Here is a 21,494-nt window from a genome sequence, read left to right as displayed (position 1 = left end):
TTGGCGTGAATGAATTTTTGAAGGAGTTTTGAGTATGAAGTATTCATTTTCCGGCCACTCTGTTCTGGTAACGGGTGCAGCCTCCGGCATTGGTGCCGCCACGGCCCGCATGCTGGCGGCCAATGGTTTGTCGGTCGTGGTGTCCGACGTACAGGCTGATGCCGTGCAGGCCGTGGTCAAGGAAATTGAGCAGGCCGGTGGCAAGGCCGTGGGCAATGTGGCCGATGTCACCCAGCCTGATCAAGTAAAGGCGGCTGTTGATTGCGCCATTGAGCATTTCGGGGCCTTGCACTTTGCCGTCAATAACGCCGGTGTGGGCGGGGATTCCGGCCCGGCTGGCGAAATGGACCTGGATGGCTGGCGTCGCCTGATCGACATTAATCTGAACGGCGTAGCCTATGGCCTGCGCTATCAGATCCCCGCCATTTTGGCGGCAGGGGGCGGCGCCATTGTGAATATGTCTTCCATCATGGGCCTGGTTGCCAATCCGACATTGCCCGGCTACAACGCGGCCAAGCATGGAGTCGTCGGCCTGAGCCGTTCTGCGGCTTTGGAGTATTCCTCCAAAGGCATACGCATCAATACCATCCACCCCGGTTATGTGGATACCCCCATTCTGTCGGGCTTTGATGAGGCCGCGCGCGCTGCTTTGGTGGCCCAGCACCCGATTGGTCGTTTGGGCCATGCGGATGAAATCGCCCATGCCATTGCTTTCCTGCTTTCGGATGGTGCCAGCTTCATGACGGGCGCCTGCATGGTGGCCGATGGGGGCTACACCTCTATTTGAGTTGGGGGATCACGTCGCTGCGAGAACAAAATCAGTATTTCAATCCAAAATTAGCCAGCGAAAATCCGGGCCCCACTTTTACTGGGGCCTATTTTTAAGGAGTTCCACAATGAAGTATTCATTCTCTGGTCACTCTGCTTTGGTGACGGGGGCAACGTCAGGTATTGGCGCTGCGACCGCACGTGTGCTGGCTGCGAATGGTTTGTCTGTGGTGGTGTCCGGTAGAAATCGTAGTGCCCTGGAGGAGGTGGTCAAGGAGATCGAACAAGCGGGTGGCAAGGCGGTAGCCCAAGTAGCCGATGTGACCAAGCCTGAGCAAGTGAAAGCCTTGGTGGATTGTGCCATTGAGCATTTCGGCGCTTTGCACTTTGCTGTCAATAATGCAGGCATTCTGGGCGGCTCCAAGCCGGTTGGGGAGATGGATCTGGATGATTGGCATCGCCTGATCGACACCAATCTGAATGGCGTAGCCTATGGCTTGCGCTATCAGATTCCGGCTATTTTGGCAGCGGGTGGTGGGGCGATTGTGAATATGTCGTCCATCATGGGCCTGGTGTCCAATGCCCGTTTGCCCGGCTATAACGCGGCGAAACATGGGGTAGTGGGGTTGAGCCGAGCCGCTGCGCTGGAATACTCCTCCAAAGGCATACGCATCAATACGATTCACCCCGGCTATGTGGATACACCGATTCTGTCGGACTACGACGAGGCGGCGCGGGCTGATCTGGTGACTCAGCATCCTATTGGCCGCTTGGGGCATTCAGATGAAATTGCCCATGCCATTGCCTTCCTGCTGTCGCAGGGGGCCAGCTTCATGACGGGAGCATGTCTGGTGGCCGACGGGGGCTATACCGCTCGTTAAACGACAGGTTTGGCGGCTCTTTTTTTGTGTTGGAGCCGCCATCCTGTGTTGGAAAATATACTGATGCCGACATCCGACATCCGACATCCGACATCCGACATCCGACATCCGACATCCGACATCCGATACCTGATATCCGGCTCGATCCTTGATGCGGAGGAATGGGGCACCTCTATTCCAGTCTTATTTCACACCAATAATTTTGATGGTAGTGATCGATACCGAGCCCGGCAGCACACCAGTAGCAGCATGAGCCTCGGTGATAGGGATATGGATTCTTGCCGAACCGCCAATACCCAGTTGTTTGACGATATCTTGGAATAGGGGCGGCAAGTTCGTGGTGAGACTGGTTTTGGTTTCTCTGGCCGCCAGCACCTCACCTGTGGCCAGTTCCTCATCCAGTTCAAACAGAATGTCGCTGCTAGCGGTTACCATGGGCGCCTTGCCCTTGCTCAAGATTTTGTAGACCACACCATCAGGCATTTTGATTGCGCCTTTTTCGGCTCCAGCCGCCGCAAGAACAGACTTAGCCTGTTTCTCGTTCTTGGACAGCATGGCTTGCTCCAATAACTTGTCTACGTTGGCCAGCTCCACAGAAATGATGCTGGAGGACAGCTGCAGGCGTTGATCGATCTTGTCGCTGAAGCCTTGTGAGAAGGCTTGCAAATCCAGTGTTTTGCCAATGGATGCCAGCTTCTGTGTCTCGTGCGGCGCACTGTCCGCATACCAGGCTCCGATGGCATAGCTAAGGCGGATATCTGACGAGGCTGCATCATTCACAATCATGCGCCTGGGGGCTCCGCCAGATTCGGCCTTGCTGGCAGTAAGAGCCTGCGCGACCAGTCTGTGCTGCAAGTCCTGTTTTGTTTCCTTCAGACCATCAATTTCTTTTTTGAGGGTGGTGATTTCAGCCGCATTTGCAGCCAGTCTGCTGTCTTGTGACTGGCCATTAGACAGCTCCAGGCTTCGGTCTCTTTGCAGGCTTTCCAGTTCTGATGCCAAAGCATGTTTCTGACTCAGCTCTTCTTCCAGACGCTGACTCAATTCCTTGATCCGTGCTTGGTTCTGCTCCTGATCGATAGCAATGGGCGCCAGGACCAGAGCTCCATCCGGTTCTGCCTGTAGCTGCTGGAGTTGTTGTTGCAGCTGGCTATTCAGGTTTTCGGCATCCGACAGGCGCTGTTGCAAGGCGATCAACTGAGTATTGGCTTGATGCAGTTCGTTGCGGAGCAAGGCTTGGCTGTTGTCCTGATCAGAATCGACAGCGAAAGAGGGGACGGTATTTCGCTTTACTGGATTTGAGGCGGGTTGGGGGCGAGCTAGGCCGTCGCCAATAATGTTTTCCTGGGCCAGGCGGTCCAGTAAACCTGTTCCAACCGAGTGAGAGGCCTCATAGAAAATCAGCAAGGTGCAGCACAGGGCTGCATTGAAGTACTTTTTCATAGCTTGTTCAGGGATTGAACGCGATCGACCATATTGGAATAGACGGCGTTGTTGATCCGGATGCAAACCAGGGAAAGCATTTTATTCACTTCGGTCAGCATGATTTCAGACGCATTTTCATCAATCAGAGATGCATTGGCCTTGTAGATGCCAAAGTTCTCATCAATGGTCTGCATTTGCTGTCGATATTTCTCATAAGAGACGGGGTCCAGCTCTTTCAGCGCGGCGAACTCTTGAAAGCACTTGTCTTCCTTGCCCGACGCGGCGGATTCCGGGGTGGGCCGAACAGGGGCGCTAGCTTGGCAAGCAGAAAGAAAAAGAGCGACCAGGATGGCCGCGCCGGGAACAGCGAATCGCATAAACACCTCGAGACGTTCGACTATCTTTATTCAGATTCTTTTAGGGGACGAGCATTGAGTTCGAGCGTTGCAGCCAAGTTGGGACATGCAGGCCATTTCTGCCTGTGGTAAGTGATAGCCTCGCGTGGCGCGATCAGAGTGTCTGGGCTTGTGCTGCACGGGAATTGGACCATGCAGATGCGGGCAGAAAATTAAGAACTATCTGATTTTCACGGCTTGCGATTATCGACAGGAGTACAAAAATCCTGCCGCTTTTCATAGGAAGCCGTGATTGTGCAGGGGCGGGCTTGAAAGCCCGCTAGCGTGTTCAGTGGGTAAGGTCCGGATCTATGGCTTGCCTGATGTTTGGGGCGGGATATAGATCAGCGACAGAAGCAGTAGCGTCAGGCAGATAAGTCCGGCCAGAATATTGGTGCCGCTCCAGCCAGCAAAGCTGAACAGGAAGGCAGGGGCAAAGGCACCCAGTGTGGCAAAGATGGAGACGCCCAGATCATTCAAGCCCTGTACCGCCATAGCTTGCGGCTTGCCTTCCAGACAGTTGCTCAGCAAGGCACTGCCACCGACATAAGTAAAGTTCCATCCCAGCCCCAGCGTTAACAGGGACAGGCTCAGTGCCGTATAAGTATGAGCCACGATATTGGCCAGACTGCTGAGCAGCAAGAGCACGATGCCGCTGATGGCAATGGTTTTCAGGCCAAATTTTTGAATCAGAAAGCCGGTGAAAAAGGAGGGGGCAAACATGGCCAGCACATGCCATTGAATGGCGGTGCTGATATCCGAGAAATGCACATGAAGATGGGACATATGCATGGAAGCTTGAATCATCAGCAGATTCATGATGCCGTAACCTATGGCCGCAATGCAGATGGCAATGGCCAGGGTTTTGTTGTGCAGCACCAGCCCAAGTGCCTGGCCACGGCTTTTTTCCCCGAGTGCCGCGCCATGACTCGGTTTTATTTCTTTGATGAGCAGATTCAGCATCAGCGACACTAGGGCCAGAACGGTGAAGGCAGCATAGCAGGCGGCAAATTCCTGTCCGAAGCTGCTGCTTTTCAAACCCCGTATCAGCATTGGGCCTGACACGGCGGCAACTACCCCGCCAGCCACAACTAATGAAATGGCGCGTGGTTTCAATCTGTTGTTCAGTCCGTCCGTGGCCGCAAAGCGATTGAAGTTGGCAAAGGCAATATAGATTCCCAGCAGGGCGTGTGAGGCCACCAGCCAGGAAAACAGCTTCATTTCTATCGCCCAATATCCCACCACCCCCGATACAGCCAAAGGCAGGCTTGCCAGCAGAAAGGATTTCTTGCGACCTATGGCAGCCATCAATCTGGAGGCGGGCAAGGTAAAGAGCATCACAAACAGGAACTGAAAACCGTAGGGCACGGTGGATAACCAGGGCTCGGGGGCCAAACTGCCACCTACCAAAGCAGCCATGGTGACAGACATGACGGCAGTGGTCAGGTTGATGGATTGGGCCAGAAAGTAAAGGTAGGTTCTGTAAGGAAGGTGGGTGGCAGTCATGGTGCTACGTGGCGAGGGATATTGAGGCTGATCGTGCAGTCAGGAACAGCGGAAGTGTGATGCAACGCGTTCTGCATGTGCAGGAGAAAATGCTGGTCACGCCTGCACATGCTGGTGGGGATTTTGGCCTTGTCGGGGGCCCCTGTCTCGAACAGTCGGTGTACTATCCTGAAAACTGTTAGCTAATTTTTTCTAACAGTGTTTGGGGAGCAGGCAGGTATGGGTTTTCATGAGCGTTTGAAGGACGCCATCCTCCAGGGCGAGTGGGCGGTAGGGCAGCAGTTACCTTCGATTCGCAAGATGATGGCAAGGGAGGGTTTGAGCCATCACACAGTCGTCAGTGCGTACACCCGTCTGGTGGGTGAGGGCATGCTGGAGGCCTTGCAAGGGCGCGGTTATTTTGTGGCCCGCTGGTCCGGTTTGAACGAGGACCTGCCCATTCTGCCGTCCGAAGCCCCGATGGATCCCTTGTTTAAACTGCTGCAGGCCAGGCCCGAGCAGTGCAAGCTGGGCTGTGGTTGGTTGCCCCTGCCTTGGCGGGATACGGATATGCTGGCCAAGGCCATACGCAAAACGGCCCGATCTGGCCGTAGTGGTTTGGTGGAGTATGGCGATATTCATGGGTATCTGCCGTTACGCAAGCAGTTGTCCCTCTTGCTGCGTCAATCGACCTTGATCCAGGTTTCCCCTCAGCAGATTTTGACGACCCTGGGAGCAACGCAAGCCTTGGATCTGATCTCGCGCACGGTGATTCGCGCCGGGGATCATGTTCTGGTGGATGAGCCTTGCAGCAGTAATTTGATCAAGCTGATTCGTTTGTGCGGTGGGATACCTGTCGGGGTGCCTCGTCTGGCGGATGGGCCGGATGTGGCGGTGCTGGATCGTATTTTGCAGACTCACAAAGTGCGGGCTTTTTTCTGCAATAGCACTTTTCATAATCCAACTGCTGCGGGTTTAAGTCCCAAGGTGGCTTTTGAAGTGCTGAAGCGCGCAGCCGAACACGATTTTCTGATTGTGGAAGATGATGTGTATGGGGATTTATTCCCTGGTGTGCGTCAGACGTTTGCGGGGTTGGGGGATTTTGAGCATGTGGTCTATATAGGCAGTTTCTCCAAGTCGCTGTCGGCTTCCTTGCGTATCGGATATCTGGTTTGTGGGCCGAAGTTGATGGAGTCCTTGCTGCGTCTGAAATTGTTGACCAGTGTGGCCGTACCGGGGTTTTGCGAGCGTTTTGTGAATACGATTCTGGCCGATGGCACTTATGCCAAGCACACGCAGGCGATTCAACGCCAGTTGATGACGCACCAGCAAATTGCGCAGAAGGTGCTGAAGGAATATGGCTGGGAGTTCGAGGTACAGGCGCAAGGTGGGATGTTCTTGTGGGTTCGGCATCCGGATCTGCCGGATTTGGCGGATTTTATTCAGCGGTTGGAGAGCAAAGGGGTCTTGCTGATGCCGGGAAGTGCGTTTGCCGTCAGCAAGGAGTTCAAGGACAGGACGCGATTGAATGTGGCGCATTTGATGCCTGCGGTGTTTGATTGTCTGGATGTGAGTGTGGGAGCTTGATTCTTGGTCAGTATCTGGGTTTTTTTGCCAAGACGCCCCTCAAGCCCGCCGCCCGACCAATCGGCTGAGCCCTTGCCGGTGCTGCGCACCGGTGCCCTTGGCGTACCATTGCTCCGGGCGCGCCCTTAACTCCGGGGGTGACTGGTCCCCCGGACCAGCCACAAGCGTCCCCGTCAAACAGAAGGGCGCTTGCATCCCTACGCAATGGTTCGCCGGCGGCAAGGACTCTGACCCGCCGATTGGTCGGGCGGCGGGCTTGAGGGGCTTGGGAAATACATAAAGAGCAAGCCAGAATCCCAAATTGGAGTTCTGGCTTGTGGTGTAAAAAAACGGCCCCGGCTGCCTATGCATACAGGTGGGGCCGGGGTCGGCTTAAGGCTTCAGAGCGGGTTGGTGTCCTGCCAGGGGTTTCATCGCTTCTACGGCGTAGGCTACGTTCAGGATGCGTGCTTCCTCAAAGGCAGGGCCGATGATTTGCAGGCCTACGGGCATGCCGTTGGAGATACCGGCGGGCACCGTGACGGCCGGCAGACCGGTCAGGTTGCTGGGGCCGGTAAAGCGGATGCCTTCGTCGATGAAGTCCAGCGTTTTTCCGTTGATGTTGACGGTATCCACGCCAATGTCCGGTACCTGGCAAGGCAGGGTGGGGGCGATGATGACGTCTACGTCGCTGAAGGTGCCGGTAAATTGCTGTTTGAGGGCGCGGCGTACTTGCTGGGCTTGCAGGTAGTCGATGCCGCTGAACAGTTCGCCCAGTTCAAACAGGAAGCGAATGTCACCGCCAAAGTCTTCTGGGCGTTTGATCAGGTCCTGGTGGTGGATGGACGCCGCCTCGGTCAGGCTGACGGCCAACTCGGCCCATTCGGAGTAGCGCAGGGCAGGCACGTTCAGGGGGATGACCTTGGCGCCCTGTTTTTCCAGGTCGGCCAGGCGGTCGCGAATGACTTTTTCAATTCCCGAGTCGACGTTCTTGAAGAAGTAGTCTTCGATGATGCCGATGCGCAGACCTTTGACGTTGCCGTTCAGAGCGCTCAGGTAGGAGCCGACAGGGACATTGGCGCAGGTCGGGTCGCGGGGATCAAAACCGGCAATCACTTCCAGCATCGCGGCAGCGTCCGCTACGGTTTTGGACATGGGGCCAACGTGGTCCAGGGTCCAGGCCAGCGGATAGACGCCAAATTTACTGACGCGTCCGTGCGTGGGTTTCAGGCCCACAATGCCGCAAGCGGCCGACGGGATGCGAATGGAACCGGCTGTGTCAGTACCCAGCGTGTTGTAAGAGCTGTGGGAGGCAACGGCGGCGCCGGAGCCACCGCTGGAACCGCCGGGGACGCGATCAGGGTTCCAGGGGTTATGCACGGCACCAAAGTGCGGGTTGTTGTTGTCAATGCCCCAGGCATATTCGTGCATGTTCAGCTTGCCGGTGAAGATTACCCCGGCATCGCGCAGCTTGGTGGCAACGGTGGCGTCGTCCTTGGAGACAAAGTCCTTGTGAATCTTGGAGGCCATGGTGGTGACCTCGTTCGCAAAGTAGATATTGTCTTTCAGCGCCAGGGGCACACCATGGAACACGCCCTTGTACTTGCCGGCCATGATGTCCTGTTCGGCTTGTTTGGCACTTTTTCTGGCCTGCTCGGCGGTGACGGAAATGTAGGCGTTGGTCTGTGGGTTCGACTCGTCGATGTAGGCCAGTAGGTTGTCGGTCACTTCGACAGGAGAAACAGCCTTGTTGCGCAGTTTGTCCGCCAGTTCAATGACGCTTAGCTCAAGCAATTCCTTATTCATGGTGATCCCCTCCGGCCAGGTGTTTGATAGCAAGGTCGGCATCGTCAATGGCGATGCCTTCCAGATTGCCTTTCATGGCTTGAATCTCGCGCCATTTGGTCTCCAGCTTGGCCAGATGTTCGGGACTGGGGTGTATTCCTTTTGCAGCCAGGGTGTCTTTGACACTTACAGTCATTTGTCCTCTCCTTATCGTTTTCAAAACCGTGCATGCGCCAATGACGCGCACAAAAAAAGCCCCACCCCTGGTGACAGGGAGTGAGGCTTTATTGCCTGCATGTCGCTGGCAACGTTGGCAGCGCATGCATGTGTTTTGGCAGACTCAGATGTCTGCTTTTTCAATCTACAAAATATTGATGCCTAAACATACTGGGGTTTACCAGAGGACGTCGAGGACGGGAAAAGCTCGTCGATTTTGCAGCTTTCCGGCCTCTGATCTATGCGCTTTAGCCGGCTTGATTCACAGATTCAGACAGTAGGTAAAAAGCACTATCGGAATAGTCTTATGGTTTGTTGGGGTATGAATGGGTGAAATTATATCTGGGTCTTTTTACATGCCTATTTAAAAAAAGGTAATCCCATGAGAAATAAAAAATGCAAAAGCAAGTTGTGTTCAATACTGGTAGCCGGTTTTTTTACCTGCTTTTCCGTGAATGCTGTTGCTCAAGCTAGTGAGGATTGCCTAAGAAATACGGATTTGAATTTATATGACTGGAAAGTCGAGCCTTATGGAAATGGATTCTATAACGGTCAGGTAATAGCATCAGCATTGACAAACGCGACATTCTTTTATTCGTCAAAAGAGCGTAAAGCCAGTGTGGATGCGGGGGGAGTGAACGGTGGTAATCACCCCTATAACGCTATTCCTATGCCCAAGACACCTGGTGTGGGAGTACGAGTTTCCTGGAATGGTTTTTATAGTCTTTACGCGTTTACTGCGTCCTCTGTCCGTCCTGACGGAACCCCGGTTTCTGTTTCTTATATGGGGAAGATGTTGACCGGAGAAGGCCCAAAAAGTTACACGATTTCGTATTATTTTAAATACGAAATCGTGGTGATCGACGCGGAAAAATATAAAGGTGGAAAGCTTGAGGTCACTAATGAGCAGGCAGTTACTGCTTTTGTTTCTCGGACTAGTTCGGCAGGCAGAAACACAATTTGCGTTAATGGGATCCTTGATCTTATGGGGCCTTTGGTAAAAGGGGGCGGAATTCCCGAAATGCCCAAACCACCAGCACCCACCTGTTCGTCGGCTGACCTGAACCGGGTGGTGTCCATGCCGCCCATCACCCTCTCGCAGTTGGCCGCATATGGCAGCAGTCGCAGCGAGGGGAGGATCGCTGAACAGAACTTTGAACTGGTAGGCCGCGGCTGTCCGGCAGGTACCACGATCAAGGCCTTTTTTACCGATACTCGTGCCAGTTCGGAGCCCAAGAATTATTTGCGCTCTTCACATCCGTCGGTTGGTGTGCGTCTGTATCACCGGGATAGCCAGCAGCCAATCGAGTTTGGTCCTGCGCCTGTGGGTTCTACTTTGCCGGACCGGCCCCCCGTCGTGGAAGGGCCAACAAGCAGCTCTTTATCTGATATGCATTTGCCTATCACCGCCCAGTATGTGCAATTGCCCAATGTGCAAAGCGGCACGGTAACTCCAGGCAGTTTGCAGGCCGAGGCCGTGGTCACGTTCATGTATGACTAGGCCTGTAAGGGCATCCGCTCATACAAAGAGCGGGCTGCACTGGCAAGGGCTGGGGTTTTCAGACTATTCCTAGGCCATTAGCCCGCAGGAAATCTTACGATCTCAGTTATCGATTCTGGCCTGGAAATTCCAGTCTGTTCATTGTTAGCCGGGGACATTCATGTTCGCACCATCCACTTCTCACATGCCACCTACGATGGTGATGAACTTGCTTCGTCAGCCTCGCTCGGAGTCAGGCTTGTGGATGCCCCGGCGCATTGTCCCTGCTGTCGGGCGTTCTGCTAAAGCAAGCGCAGCTCCGGTAGACAGCAAGGCCTTGAGCAGCCGCCTAGTCCGGCCTTACGGCTTTTCGGGCCGTAGCGGGTGCGCTCAGCCTGAACAGGGCGGGATGCTGATTACGCGGGCCGTTTTGCTCGATGCCTTGCGAAAGGAGCAGGTTCAGGCGTGGCTGCAGCCCAAGGTCTCGGTGCAGTCCCAGCAGTTGGTTGCGTTGGAGGCTCTGGCGCGCTGGCGTCACCCTCAATGGGGTGTCTTGTCCCCCGATGTGTTTTTGCCCTGGTTCAGTGAGCATGGCCTGGACGAGGCTTTGCTCTTGCATATGCTGCAAGAAGTTCTAGGTTTGCAGGCCTATTGGCGTCGTCAGGGTTTGTCGGTGCCTGTGGCAGTGAACCTGCCCACTCATTTGCTTGATGATGTCAGCCTGCCAGATCGTCTGATGGCCTGTGTACAGGAACAGCAGGGGCAGGCCAGCCAGATTACGTTGGAGTTGCTGGAAAACTCCAACACCCGGACGCCCTGCGCCTTGTTTTTAGGGGCTTCACGCCTGGTAGCGATGGGCTTTGGGCTGGCGCAAGATGATGCCGGGGTGGCCTACAGCTCAATGGAACGTTTGATGTCAGCCCCGTTTTCAGAACTCAAATTGGACCGGCAAAGTGTGTATGGCTTGGCGCACAGTCGCGAGCAAAGCGAACAGGTACAAGACTGGATCCGGGTGGCCAAGCAGCGTGGCCTGCGTGTTACCGCCGAAGGAGTAGAGCAGCAGGAGGATCTGGATTGCTTACGACAAATGGGCTGTGATTATGCTCAAGGCTATTTGTTCGCCAAACCCACACCCGCCTTTGAGCTGGATATGTGGATGCGTCAGCGTTGGGCGACATGAATCAGGCATGCCCGGCCCTGCCTTGTGCGCATTCAGGAGAACAGGTTGTTCTGGGTACAGAACGCAATCAGGTCCTGGTTGTTATGCACGTTCAGTTTGCGCATGGCCGATGCTTTTTGGGCGCTGATAGTCTTGATGCTGCGGTTTAATTGTTCAGCAATGGCGCTGATGGAGTCTCCCATGGCAAACAGGCGCAGGACTTCAAATTCCCTTGGGCTCAGGGACTCCAGGCGCTCCTGTACCGAGCTGGTCAGCACGTCTTTGGGCGTATCTTGCTTGAAATTGGCCGGGTAGTACTTCACGCCTTGGCGCAACAAGTGCAGGGCGACCAGGACTTCAGAGAGCTCGTCCTGTTTGAGGACAACTCCTTGTACGCCAGCATCGTACAAAGAAGAAATAATCATGGGGTTGGACACCATGGTCAGCACAATCAGTTTGACGTCGGGAAAGTGGCGCCGTAGATAAGAAATGAAGCGCATCCCGTCGCCATACTGCTCATCGCCGGGCATGGAGTAGTCGGTAATGATGGTATCGGGCTGGTTTTTCTGCAGGTGCTCGACCAGCTCCGAGGGGCTGGCAGCTACGGCCTCAACGCTCAGGTTGATATCGCGGCCCAGCAGCTCGCGTATCCCCATCAAAATCAATGGGTGATCGTCTGCAATGATGACGCGCAGTTTCTGAATGGCGGGCATTCGGGTTTCCTTGCCTGTTTTGCTAGACTTGTTCAATCAGCTCGCGTAGTGCCTGGCACACGGCAGCGGCTGTATGAACTTGTGTTTCAGTTTGTTGAGTATTTTGCCTGAAATTCTGTTCCAGTTCTTTCACTCTGTCCGCGATTTCATGCAGACCCATTACCACCAGAGCTCCAGCCATGCGATGCAAGACGGCCTGGCTTTGCGCCGCGTTTTGCTCATGCAGGGCTTGTTCCAGGGTCTGTAAATCCTTGCTCATGGTGCTGCGGAAAATCTCCCGATAGCGTTTGGGCACAGGTGAGGTAGCTAACGATTCCAGCAGACTGCTCAGGGTGGCCAGATTCATGGGCTTGACCAGGCATGCGTTCATGCCGCTTTGCGTACAGCGCTGGGCTTCGTCGCGCATGGCGTTGGCGGTAATGCCAATGATGGGTGCATTCATGCCTTGTGCACGCAGATGACGTGCCAGCTCGTAGCCCGTCATATTGGGCATATTGACGTCTGTCAGTAGCAAATCATGGTTGTTGTCATCCCACAGACTCAAGGCCTCTTCGCCATCTTGAGCCAGGGTTACCTGATATCCCAAACGCTCCAGCTGTTCACGCAAGGTCGCCTGATTGAGCGGGTTGTCTTCAGCGACCAGCACATGCAGGCCTGGGCGGCTGGGGGGCTTGATCGCTGTTTTGGCGGGTGGCGTGGACTCCAGGATTTGTGCCGGCGTGGCATGTTGTTGTGCCTGCCAGCGCTCCAGGGAACGAGCGATGCTTTCGGGACTGGTGCCATCCGCCTCCGGCAAGGTACTACTGCCATCGCGTGCCGAGACACTGAGGTAGGGGCCGAGCCAATGAGGTAACGGCTGGCTGCCGGGCATCATCACATCCAGCAAGATCTCTTCGGCCTGGCCTGTCAGGGAGTCGCTGGGCAGCAGGGCTTGTGCCTGGGCATTCCAGCGGATGAGCCAATTGCAGATCGACTCGGACAATTCGGCATGAGGTGTTCGCACATGCAGCTTCATGCCATGCAGGTTCGGGGCAGGGCGGGTTTGGGCCTCTTTGGGCTCTATGTCCAGATTCAGCGTAAAGGAGAAACTGCTGCCCAGTCCTGGTTCACTGGTTAACTGAATCTGACTGTCCATCAGTTCGGCCAGACGGGCACAGATGGACAAGCCCAAGCCTGCCCCTCGTATGGTGTGCTCGCCCGCATGGGCGACATAAAAGGGGGTAAATAGTTTGTCCTGTCGTTCGTGCTCAATGCCCACGCCACTATCAGCCACCTGAAACATTAATTGGGCTTTTCCTTGGGCAATCTGCTCAAGACGCAGTCGCACAATAATGTGCCCTGCCTGAGTGAACTTGACGGCATTGCTGATCAGATTGCTCAGAATCTGACGTATGTGCAAAGGATCGCCCAGGACGCAGGACGGGACATCCGGGTCTATATGGCAAAACAGCAGCAGGTTTTTTTGCTGAGCCATGGCGGTATAGGTGGCGGTGCAATCCTGGACCAAAGCAATCGGGTCCAGGGGCACCGACTGCACATGAGTTTGGCCCGCTTCAATCCGGCTGATATCCAGAATGTCACTGATGATCTGCAACAACTGGCGCGAGGCACCTTGAATTCGGTCTACCTGTTGATGCTGCTGGCTATTTAATTCGGTCATGGACAGCAACTCCAGGGAGCCCAAAACGCCGTACAGAGGCGTGCGAATCTCATGACTCATCGTGGCCAGGAAAGCGGATTTGGCCGTACTGGCTTCATCGGCGGCCGCGCGCGCGCGTTCCAGTTCACGCTGGATTTCTTCTTGTGCCGTCAGGTCCATCAACACACACAGCAGAACGTCCTGCTCATGGTAGCGGCTGGGTGCGCAGGCCAAATGCAGGCTGCGTCCATCTGCTAAATCTACTTTGCCTTCGGTGGCCTGCGCTCCCTGTTGCTGCAAGGTGTTCAGGGCCAAGGCTAGCGGTGCCTGTTCAGGTAATACATCCCCCGCATCCAGCCCCAGCCATTCCAGTGCCTGGGCATTGCCAAAAATAATCTGCCGCTTTTCTTTGCTGATCACGCACAGAGCTACCGGCGAGGTATCAATGATGCTGCGGTTGAAGTCCCGGCTTTCCAGCAGTGCACGTTGGGCCTGACGTGCTGGCTCCACCACACGGCGCCCGTACCAGCGGGCATAAGCCATGCCGCCCAGCAAACTCAGCAATAAAAATACGACCGTGCCCAGGGGCACCCATGTGCTATCCAGCAACTGACTGGGGCTGATCAGGTAGCGCCCTGTCCAGGTGCCGGAGGGATCGCTCATTTGAAAGGCCAGGCCCCGCCAGCTGATGCTAAAACCATCGTGCTGCAAATCAGGGGAGTCGTTTTTACCGATCAGCAAACCTTGCTGGGTATGGTGCAGCCAGAATCGATACCCGACAGGCGCTTCGGACTGATTGAAAAATTCCCGCAGCCTGCCTTTGTCAAACAGACTCATGGCCTGGAATCGGGCCGGGTCTGCACCAGGTACGGGCAGTCCGGGCAAGGCAACCGGGATGATGCCCAGCATATGCAAGGGGTGGTCGGGCAGGGAAACCCACTTCACTGCTTGTGGACCGGGTAAAGGCGTGCTCCAGGGCTGGACGTGGTCGCGTGCTTCTTTGTGCGACGCAATAGGCAGGACCGTATCTGTGCGGGAGGATTCCAGCTCCGGAATGCTCAGGCTGTCCTCCATGTCGGGATGGAACAGGAACAGGTAGCCGGAGGGAAAATAGGATCTGGCCCAAAAGGACGCAAAGCTGTCGGCCAGATCGGCCCCCAAGGTTCCGTAGGCCTCTTTGGGGGCGCGGCAGTGCTGCTCGCAAATCATGGAAAACGAGACGCTGGCTGTTGGCCGCCAGATATTCACGGAACGGCCGCTTTCTACCGGTGGAGGTTCTGGCTCCGGCCCGGCTTGCAGTTTGGCGGCATCTGCCTTGAGCTGCGCTAAAAATCGTTCCTGTTCGTGGATATAGGCCACCGTCACGGCGAAATCGGATTTCAGACGATGGCGCTCCTGGCTGAAAAAATGCTGGCCGCCTACGACCAGAGCGCCCAGCAAAACGAAGGAGACAGGAATAACGCTAAGCAATAGTCGCGTGTGTCCACGCGAGCGCCGCGTCATACGATTAAAAGGTGAGTTGGCCATGGTTCTCCGTGAGGTCGCCGATTTGGGCAATTCCTGCCGTATCATACCGCCCTGCGCCGCGGTAGCGCCGTAGCATTTGTGGCTGGTCGGGCTGGTTTAGAAGGTCGGAGGCTGCAGGCTGTCGCGCAAGGCGGCCATGGGCAGAGGTTTGATCAGCAGGGCATCCATGCCTGCGGCTGACCATTCTTTGTCTTTATCCAAAATGGCATTGGCGGTAATGCCAATAATGCGTCCCTGGTAGCCTTCCGAACGCAAGGCGCGGGCCAGAGAGTAGCCGTCCATGCCGGGCATGAACAGGTCTGTAAACACAATATCAAATTGATCTTTGTTTGCCAGTGTCGAGGCGGCTTCGCCGCTGGCTTCCAGATGAGTCGTGCAGCCCAGCAAAGTTAATTGCTCCTGAAGAATTTGCCGGTTAACCGGGTTGTCGTCCACAACCAGTACACGTTGGGGGCGTACGGAGGGTTTTAATGTCTCTTTGGTCGGCTGAGGCGCGCAATCGAGCGCTTGAGCCTGCTGCACCGCTTGCATGATGTGTTCCATGGCGGTCGAGGCAGTGTAGAAGCAGTCAGGATTATCGGCTTGAGGGGTTTGGGTCTGGGTATTGGGTTGAACCATGACCTGGCGGCCTGTCCACTCAGGTGTACTGGTGGCAAAAGACGGCCAGCTATGCACCAGCACAGCTCCCGGTTTGGCGACTTGCCCGGTGTAGGGCAGGGCATAGGCACCCCAATGACGGAGCCATTTGCTGACGTTGGAGACGATTTCCGGGATGTCTCCAGTCACATAGACGGGGCGGAATGCCAATTTGGACTCGGGAGCCGGAGCTGTGCCGGGCGGGGAGGCCACAGGCAGAATCACTTCGAACGTGATACTGGTGCCCAGGCCCGGTTCACTGACCACGGACAGAGAGCCGCCCATCAGGCTGGCCAGGCGCTGACAAATGGGCAAGCCCAGACCCGTGCCAGGCTGCTTGTTGGCACCACCTTCGTTAAGGCTGAAATAGGGCAGGAACAGTTTGGGCAGAACCTCTGCACTGATGCCCTGTCCGGAGTCCGTAATCTGAAAGCGCAGTGACAGGCGGTTGCCCGGCTGGGGTTCAGTATGCAGACGCAGCACCACATGGCCAGAAGTGGTGAACTTGATGGCATTGCTGATCAGGTTGCTCAGAATCTGGCGAATCTTCAGGGGATCACCAATAGTGGGAACCAGGGCCCTGACAGGGGTGATGGAATACAGTAGCAAGCCCTTGTTTTGTGCGGTTGCAGCAAACGCTGCAATAGTTTCATCCACCTGCTCCTGCGCACAGAATTCGCGCGGTTCCAGGGTGACGTGCCCCGCTTCAATACGAGACAGGTCCAGCGATTCACCCACTACCCGGAACAGTGTTTCGGCCGAGCGGCGCAAGGTGTCCAGATAGGGCGAAGGGTGTTGCTGCTTTTCGGACAGAGACAGGAGCTCCAGCGTCCCTAGAATTCCGTACAGGGGCGTGCGGATTTCATGACTCATGGTGGTCAGGAATTGAGTTTTGGCGATATTGGCGTTCTCGGCCAGTTGGCGGGAGTGGCGCAGGGCAGCCTCTTCGGCTTTCTCAGCGGTGACGTCAATAATGGAGCACAGAGCCGCGGGCTGTCCGCGGTAATGCAAGCTGATGGCATGGACACGTACACTGCGCCCATCCTTCAGGGTAACGTCGGTGCATGTGCTGGGCTCATGCTCACCGGGTAAGCGTGTACGCCATTGATCATCACCTTGCATCCAGGTGCGTGCCTGCAGATTTTCTTGAAAAACCACTTCACCTTGGGCGTCGACCAGGGCCAGGCCGACAGGAGCCATGGCAACCAGCTTGCGATTCAAGGACACGCTATCGACCAGGCTTTGTTGCTGCTGGCGCGCAGGCAGCAACAAGCGCCTCCGTATCAGGCAAGCGCCGACCAGAACAACGGTGGTAAAGACGGTGAGGGTCAGCAAGGCCGTGATCAAGGCGTTGCGGCCATCGTGCAATAACTGTTTGGTGGGCAGGGCGTAGAGTACGCGCAGGCCGCCCGTCCCAATGGATTTGCTCAGGATGATATGTTTGGGCCAGCCTTTGCCGTCAAAACCAAAGTAGTCCTGCTGAACCCAGCGCAACTCGGACGCATCAGGCGGGGAGCTGCTGTACAAAACAGCTTGCCCGCGTATATCGAACAAAATGTATTCCGTGCCAGGTGGTGGTGGCGTCAAGGTCAGGGCGCGGTCGATATTGTTCAGTTCAAGACCCAACCAGGCTCCCTGACGGTTTTCTCTGTCTATCGGGGTGTAAGCCACCAACTGCGAGAAAGAGTCATTGTCCTGGTGTAGCCAGAGCACGGGAACTTGCCGGGCGTGAGGCTGTTTATTGATGGTGTTCAGGCGTGTGGCTAGCGCATCCACCTGTGGTTCCCAGAACCGGCGCTGGCCGTCGCGCTCCAGACGGTAGTCTCGGGCAGGATCCAGCTCGCTGTATCGCAAGGTGCCTGTGCGATGGATGGCATTCCAATGGCGGCGCGTCAGTAAAAAGACGTAGTGATCGGCTGAGCCATTATTCGGGGTGTCGAGCGTTTCCAGGTTTTGTCTATTGGACGAGAGCTGCACGGTGTCGGGAGAAACCGCTGCTGCGGCCACGGCGCGCAGCAGGACCTCACGCTGGTCAAAAAATAATTGGGCGTGGTCGGCAGCACCGTTCAGTTGCCGACGATACTCGGAAATCAGGTGCGTAGCCGATGCATACAGATATGCCCCGGTGCCCAAGGAGGCACACAGGATAAGGATTAAGGACAAGGCACCCAGCAAGACGCTGGGAAAGCGAGGAACCTGCATGCAGGGCAGGTTCTCTCGCATGGGGCTGCCTCTTAGCTGAACGGGCCTCATACTGTTCCGTCCTGGCTTGCGCCTTGTTTGGCCAGATCGCCGGGCAGCATGGGATCGGGTTCACGCTTGACACAGTTCAGGCGAAGCAATTGATAGTTCAGGCTTTCGGCTTGTTCGGCCAGCTCGTAGCGGGCGCGACACAGCTGACCATTACGGCTGATATCCAGATAGCCGCGCATTTGTTCAGGGGAGACCATGGTCAGGATACGGCCACGCGGGTCGGTCATGCCCAGTTGCTGGCCGGCGGCATCCCGCACCATGGCGCCAAAGGGCAACGCTGCACCTTGCTCATCGCGCAATTCAAACTGTACGCGGTAACCGACTTCGGCCTTGAAAGTAGCCAGGGCAACCGCACCGCGGGTAGGGACGATTTGCTGCACGGCGTTGTCGAATTCGGCATTGCGCGGGGCGTTGCGTGTATCCAGGCTGACGTGGTTGCTGCGGTAGGGGGTGGCATTGGGGATGATGGCGTAGCCGTTCGAGCCGGTCTTGACACCTGCGTGGCTGGATACGCCTACCCCGGCTACAGGCGGCTCTACTTTGGCCAGCATGATGGTCTCGCCCAGAGCCTGACCCAGGTTCACCCCGCCGCTATGCGCCACAATCGAACCATTGGCCGAGAAGTTGCCGGAGCTGTGTTGATTGCCATAGGAGTAGCCGGCATTCATGCGGGCAAAAGAGCTTGCTGTTCCCACGTTGACCGAGGCACTGCTTTCACCGGCAGCACTGCGGCCACCTGCAACGGCGTAACTGATCTCGCGCTCGGTAGGCAATAGACCGCTGGCACCAGCCTGGACGGCATTGCCACTATTGTCATGGCTGACCGTGGTAAAGCTTTGTGGCGCATTTGGTCCGCTGCCCAGAGGGATACTCAAGGTCAGCATGACTGCGTTGTCGTGCGAGCGCGAAGGACCAAAGGAAGACTGCAGGTTACGGGTACGGGTGTACGACAGGTTGTAGTTCACCTTGCCGATATTGTTGCTGTAGCCCACCGACAAACTATTGGAGGAGTTGTTCTCCCAGTTCTTGTTGTAGGAAGCGCTCAGGTACAGATTGCCACCACCTACAGGTTGGCTGATATTGGCATCGATGCGCTGGCGCGAGTCACGTTGACCGTACAGGCGCAAGTGCGCTGGTGCTTCTGTGGCGGTGATGTGATCGGACAGGGTGCGATAGCCACGGCTCAAGTCGTGACGCATATTGATGGACACGTTCGAGCCGGTAGCCTCGATGAACTTGTTGTAACGCAGGTTCATGCTGGTGCCCTGGGATTGCTGGCCCTGGACACGACTGGTGGAGCGGGTCGCATCCAGCGAGACCGCACCCAACTGGGTGTTCATGCCGACCCCCAGGGAATAGGCATTGAAGTCTTTGGAGACCTGCACCCCGGCGGCCAGGGTGGTGTTGGCGCTGACGCCATACAGCATGGAGCCGCTGACAAAGTGGGGACGCTCCTGCATTTCGTCGTTCAGGCGCAGTTGACCGGCGGCGATGTCATAGCTCAGGCGGCCCTCACGCACCATCAAGGGCGGTGCAGAGAATGCCTGGCGCAAGATGCGACGCGAACCATCGGCTTCGATAATGGTGATTTCCAGATCACCGTTCGAGCCCGAGGGCGCCAGGTCACTGATGGCGAAAGGACCGGGGGCGACGTTGGTGGTGTAGATCACATAGCCGTTCTGGCGTACTTCCACCGTGGCATTGCTTTCGGCCGTGCCACGGATAACCGGCGCGTAGCCCTGCTCGCTGTCGGGGCGCATGGCCTCGTCCGAGAGCATCTGCACACCCATAAAGCGCACACTGTCAAACATGGGCGAGCGGGTATACGTCTGCCCGGCCAGCAACTGGCTTTTCAGGGACACGATATCGCGCTGGGCGTAAGTGTTCTGGCTGGTAAAGGAGCTGGAACGATTGGTGCCCGAGGTGTAGTAGGAGTTGTTGCGTATGCGCCAGGGGCCGATGTTCACACCCAGGCGCAGGTCTGCACTCAGGTGGTTGGTGGCGGACATGCCTTTGCTTTGATCGCGGCGCACATTGACACCGTAGTTCACAAAGGCAGCTGTCTGGCCTTCGTCCCACAAAGAGGGATCAACATAACCGCGTTTGCTGGGGCTCAGGTAGATCTGCGGGATACTCAGCAGCAGACGCAATTGGGCACTTTCGTAGACCACGGTGGCGTCAGGCACAATTTCGGGCAGACGCAAGCAGGTGGACTCGGCCGACACGGGAGCGGGCAATTTGCTCAGATCAATCCCGATCTGCTCGAGCATCTCCTGGTCAAAGCAGGGCTCGTTTTCGTCCGTACGCGGGTTGCGTTTGAAGGTGATGTCGCGTCGTCCGGTACGCTGCTGGTTCACGTACAGGTCCACGCGCTGTACGCCTTCAGCGACGTTGCTGCTCGAGAGCAGGGTGCGCAAGTCGGCGGTGGAGGCGTTGCCTTGCAGGAAGGCCATGTTAAATGCCATGGAGTCACCGCTATCCAGAGCAGCAACTTGTACGGGCTCTGTCTTGTTTTCTTCGGGAGCGGGAACGGTAACGGAGGCGGTCGTCTGAGCCTGGGCAGCACAAGCTGCAAATACCATGCAGGGCAGCAAGGCAATCCGCAACGCGGCCAGTGGCTGGCGGCTGATGGGATGAATGCGATGGCAGAACAGATGGTTTTTTGTGAACATGACTCTGCACCCAGGGGGCGTGATTGACGATTTGAAGACGTGCAAGGGCTCCTGCTACTGGCCGGGTGCCAGTAGCCGAAAGGGTCAGACGTGAGAAGCGGGGAGTGGGCGGCGGGTCGTGCCGCCGGCTTACGGAGTGTCCGAGCTCAAGGCGCGGGCCTGAACTTTGCTTTGGCCGTTCAGGCGAACTTCATAGGGATCGGCGCTGCCGTAGTCGCTGATCGCACGAAACTGCAAGGTGTCTTGTGCGCCGGAGCGACCCAAGGGCAAGCGGCGGGTCTGGCCAGGGGCAATCATGCCGGGGTCTTCCATTTCCTGGCCTTTGGCATTGCGCAGGGTGGACATGGACACGTGGTAAGCGCTGGGGTTGTGGATCTCCAGCATAGGTGCGCCCTGAGCGTTGACCACGGACCACTGCAAATCGACAGGGGCCTGGGCGGCCGAACCGGGCAAGCCGTCAGGACGGAAAAATAATTTGATGCGTTGGCGAATGGCTATCTGCAGCTGATTGTCTCCGGGACTTTGTTGCGGGATTTCCTGGATGTTCAGCCAGAGCACGGTTTCGCGGTCACGAGGCAGGCCCTGGTCACCGCCGGCATAGAGCACACGCATCACTTGCTGGCCGTTAGGGGCAACTTTGACCAGTGCAGGGGTAATGGCAAAGGGGAGTTCTGCTTGATCGTGATCGGTATTCGTTTCCAGCCAGGACTGAACCAGGATGGGCGAATTGTCGTTGCGAACCACAATGGACGCTTCTTGCTGCTTCTCGGGCAGGATCAGGCGGGTACCGCTCAAGGAGATGGATGCCTGAGCCTGGTTGCTCAATAGCGCAGCGCTCAGGGCCAGACATCCAAAAGCCAGTTTCTTGAAAGTTAAGATGGACATGGTTCATTC

The 21,494-nt window shown here is 56.3% G+C and carries 15 protein-coding genes; 5 read left to right on the top strand and 10 right to left on the bottom strand.

Annotated features, from left to right (window positions below; all coding sequences use genetic code 11):
- The first annotated feature begins 34 nt into the window (after positions 1–34).
- A complete protein-coding gene (locus OSH04_RS04980; protein ID WP_060186352.1) occupies positions 35–787 on the top strand; it encodes an SDR family NAD(P)-dependent oxidoreductase in 753 nt (250 codons plus the stop codon).
- A gap of 109 nt (positions 788–896) precedes the next feature.
- Entirely contained in the window at positions 897–1,649 is a 753-nt protein-coding gene (locus tag OSH04_RS04975; RefSeq protein ID WP_021446930.1) for an SDR family NAD(P)-dependent oxidoreductase, read from the top strand.
- Positions 1,650–1,832: 183 nt separating this feature from the next.
- Here the strand turns inward: OSH04_RS04975 and OSH04_RS04970 are convergent, their stop codons facing one another.
- From OSH04_RS04970 to OSH04_RS04960, 3 genes are all read right to left on the bottom strand, one after another.
- A complete protein-coding gene (locus OSH04_RS04970) occupies positions 1,833–3,092 on the bottom strand; it encodes an FKBP-type peptidyl-prolyl cis-trans isomerase N-terminal domain-containing protein (protein ID WP_266108039.1) in 1,260 nt (419 codons plus the stop codon).
- Positions 3,089–3,451, bottom strand: a complete 363-nt coding sequence (locus OSH04_RS04965; RefSeq protein ID WP_052159406.1) for a hypothetical protein — start codon at positions 3,449–3,451, stop codon at positions 3,089–3,091. Before OSH04_RS04965 ends, OSH04_RS04970 begins: the two co-directional genes overlap by 4 nt.
- 327 nt (positions 3,452–3,778) lie before the next feature.
- Complete coding sequence (locus OSH04_RS04960) at positions 3,779–4,975, bottom strand: MFS transporter (RefSeq protein ID WP_266108038.1); 1,197 nt, start codon at positions 4,973–4,975, stop codon at positions 3,779–3,781.
- A 219-nt stretch (positions 4,976–5,194) separates the two neighbouring features.
- Between OSH04_RS04960 and OSH04_RS04955 the strand changes: the two genes are divergently transcribed.
- Positions 5,195–6,541: an aminotransferase-like domain-containing protein gene (locus tag OSH04_RS04955; RefSeq protein ID WP_266108037.1), complete on the top strand. Its 1,347-nt coding sequence runs from the start codon at positions 5,195–5,197 to the stop codon at positions 6,539–6,541.
- A gap of 372 nt (positions 6,542–6,913) precedes the next feature.
- Here the strand turns inward: OSH04_RS04955 and OSH04_RS04950 are convergent, their stop codons facing one another.
- Together OSH04_RS04950 and OSH04_RS04945 are read right to left on the bottom strand one after the other, a co-directional pair.
- Positions 6,914–8,326, bottom strand: coding sequence for an amidase (locus OSH04_RS04950; protein WP_266108036.1), 1,413 nt, complete (start codon positions 8,324–8,326; stop codon positions 6,914–6,916).
- Positions 8,319–8,501 (bottom strand): hypothetical protein, encoded by a 183-nt coding sequence (locus OSH04_RS04945; RefSeq protein ID WP_003803240.1) that lies wholly within the window; start codon positions 8,499–8,501, stop codon positions 8,319–8,321. The genes OSH04_RS04950 and OSH04_RS04945 overlap by 8 nt, the downstream gene beginning before the upstream one ends.
- A gap of 402 nt (positions 8,502–8,903) precedes the next feature.
- On the opposite strand from OSH04_RS04945, the gene OSH04_RS04940 reads away from it, so the two are divergent.
- On the top strand, positions 8,904–10,022 hold the full coding sequence (locus tag OSH04_RS04940; protein ID WP_080748061.1) for a fimbrial protein: 1,119 nt from the start codon (positions 8,904–8,906) through the stop codon (positions 10,020–10,022).
- 160 nt (positions 10,023–10,182) lie between these two features.
- Positions 10,183–11,181: an EAL domain-containing protein gene (locus OSH04_RS04935; RefSeq protein WP_080748062.1), complete on the top strand. Its 999-nt coding sequence runs from the start codon at positions 10,183–10,185 to the stop codon at positions 11,179–11,181.
- A gap of 32 nt (positions 11,182–11,213) precedes the next feature.
- Here OSH04_RS04935 and OSH04_RS04930 read toward each other — a convergent pair whose 3' ends face one another.
- From OSH04_RS04930 to OSH04_RS04910, 5 genes are all read right to left on the bottom strand, one after another.
- Positions 11,214–11,873 carry a response regulator gene (locus tag OSH04_RS04930; RefSeq protein WP_035272032.1) on the bottom strand — a complete coding sequence of 220 codons (660 nt, stop codon included), beginning with the start codon at positions 11,871–11,873 and terminating at the stop codon, positions 11,214–11,216.
- A 22-nt stretch (positions 11,874–11,895) separates the two neighbouring features.
- Positions 11,896–15,039 (bottom strand): hybrid sensor histidine kinase/response regulator, encoded by a 3,144-nt coding sequence (locus OSH04_RS04925; RefSeq protein WP_266108035.1) that lies wholly within the window; start codon positions 15,037–15,039, stop codon positions 11,896–11,898.
- 96 nt (positions 15,040–15,135) lie between these two features.
- Entirely contained in the window at positions 15,136–17,898 is a 2,763-nt protein-coding gene (locus OSH04_RS04920) for an ATP-binding protein (protein WP_266108034.1), read from the bottom strand.
- A 26-nt stretch (positions 17,899–17,924) separates the two neighbouring features.
- On the bottom strand, positions 17,925–20,600 hold the full coding sequence (locus tag OSH04_RS04915) for a fimbria/pilus outer membrane usher protein (protein WP_266108033.1): 2,676 nt from the start codon (positions 20,598–20,600) through the stop codon (positions 17,925–17,927).
- A gap of 129 nt (positions 20,601–20,729) precedes the next feature.
- Positions 20,730–21,485, bottom strand: coding sequence for a fimbrial biogenesis chaperone (locus tag OSH04_RS04910; RefSeq protein WP_083053191.1), 756 nt, complete (start codon positions 21,483–21,485; stop codon positions 20,730–20,732).
- Positions 21,486–21,494: the final 9 nt, after the last annotated feature.

The sequence above is a fragment of the Alcaligenes nematophilus genome (genome assembly GCF_026344155.1).
In the GTDB taxonomy this organism is placed as follows: domain Bacteria; phylum Pseudomonadota; class Gammaproteobacteria; order Burkholderiales; family Burkholderiaceae_B; genus Alcaligenes; species Alcaligenes phenolicus.
Note: the sequence above shows the minus strand (reverse complement) of the source record. Positions and strands in the feature narration are given on the sequence as shown.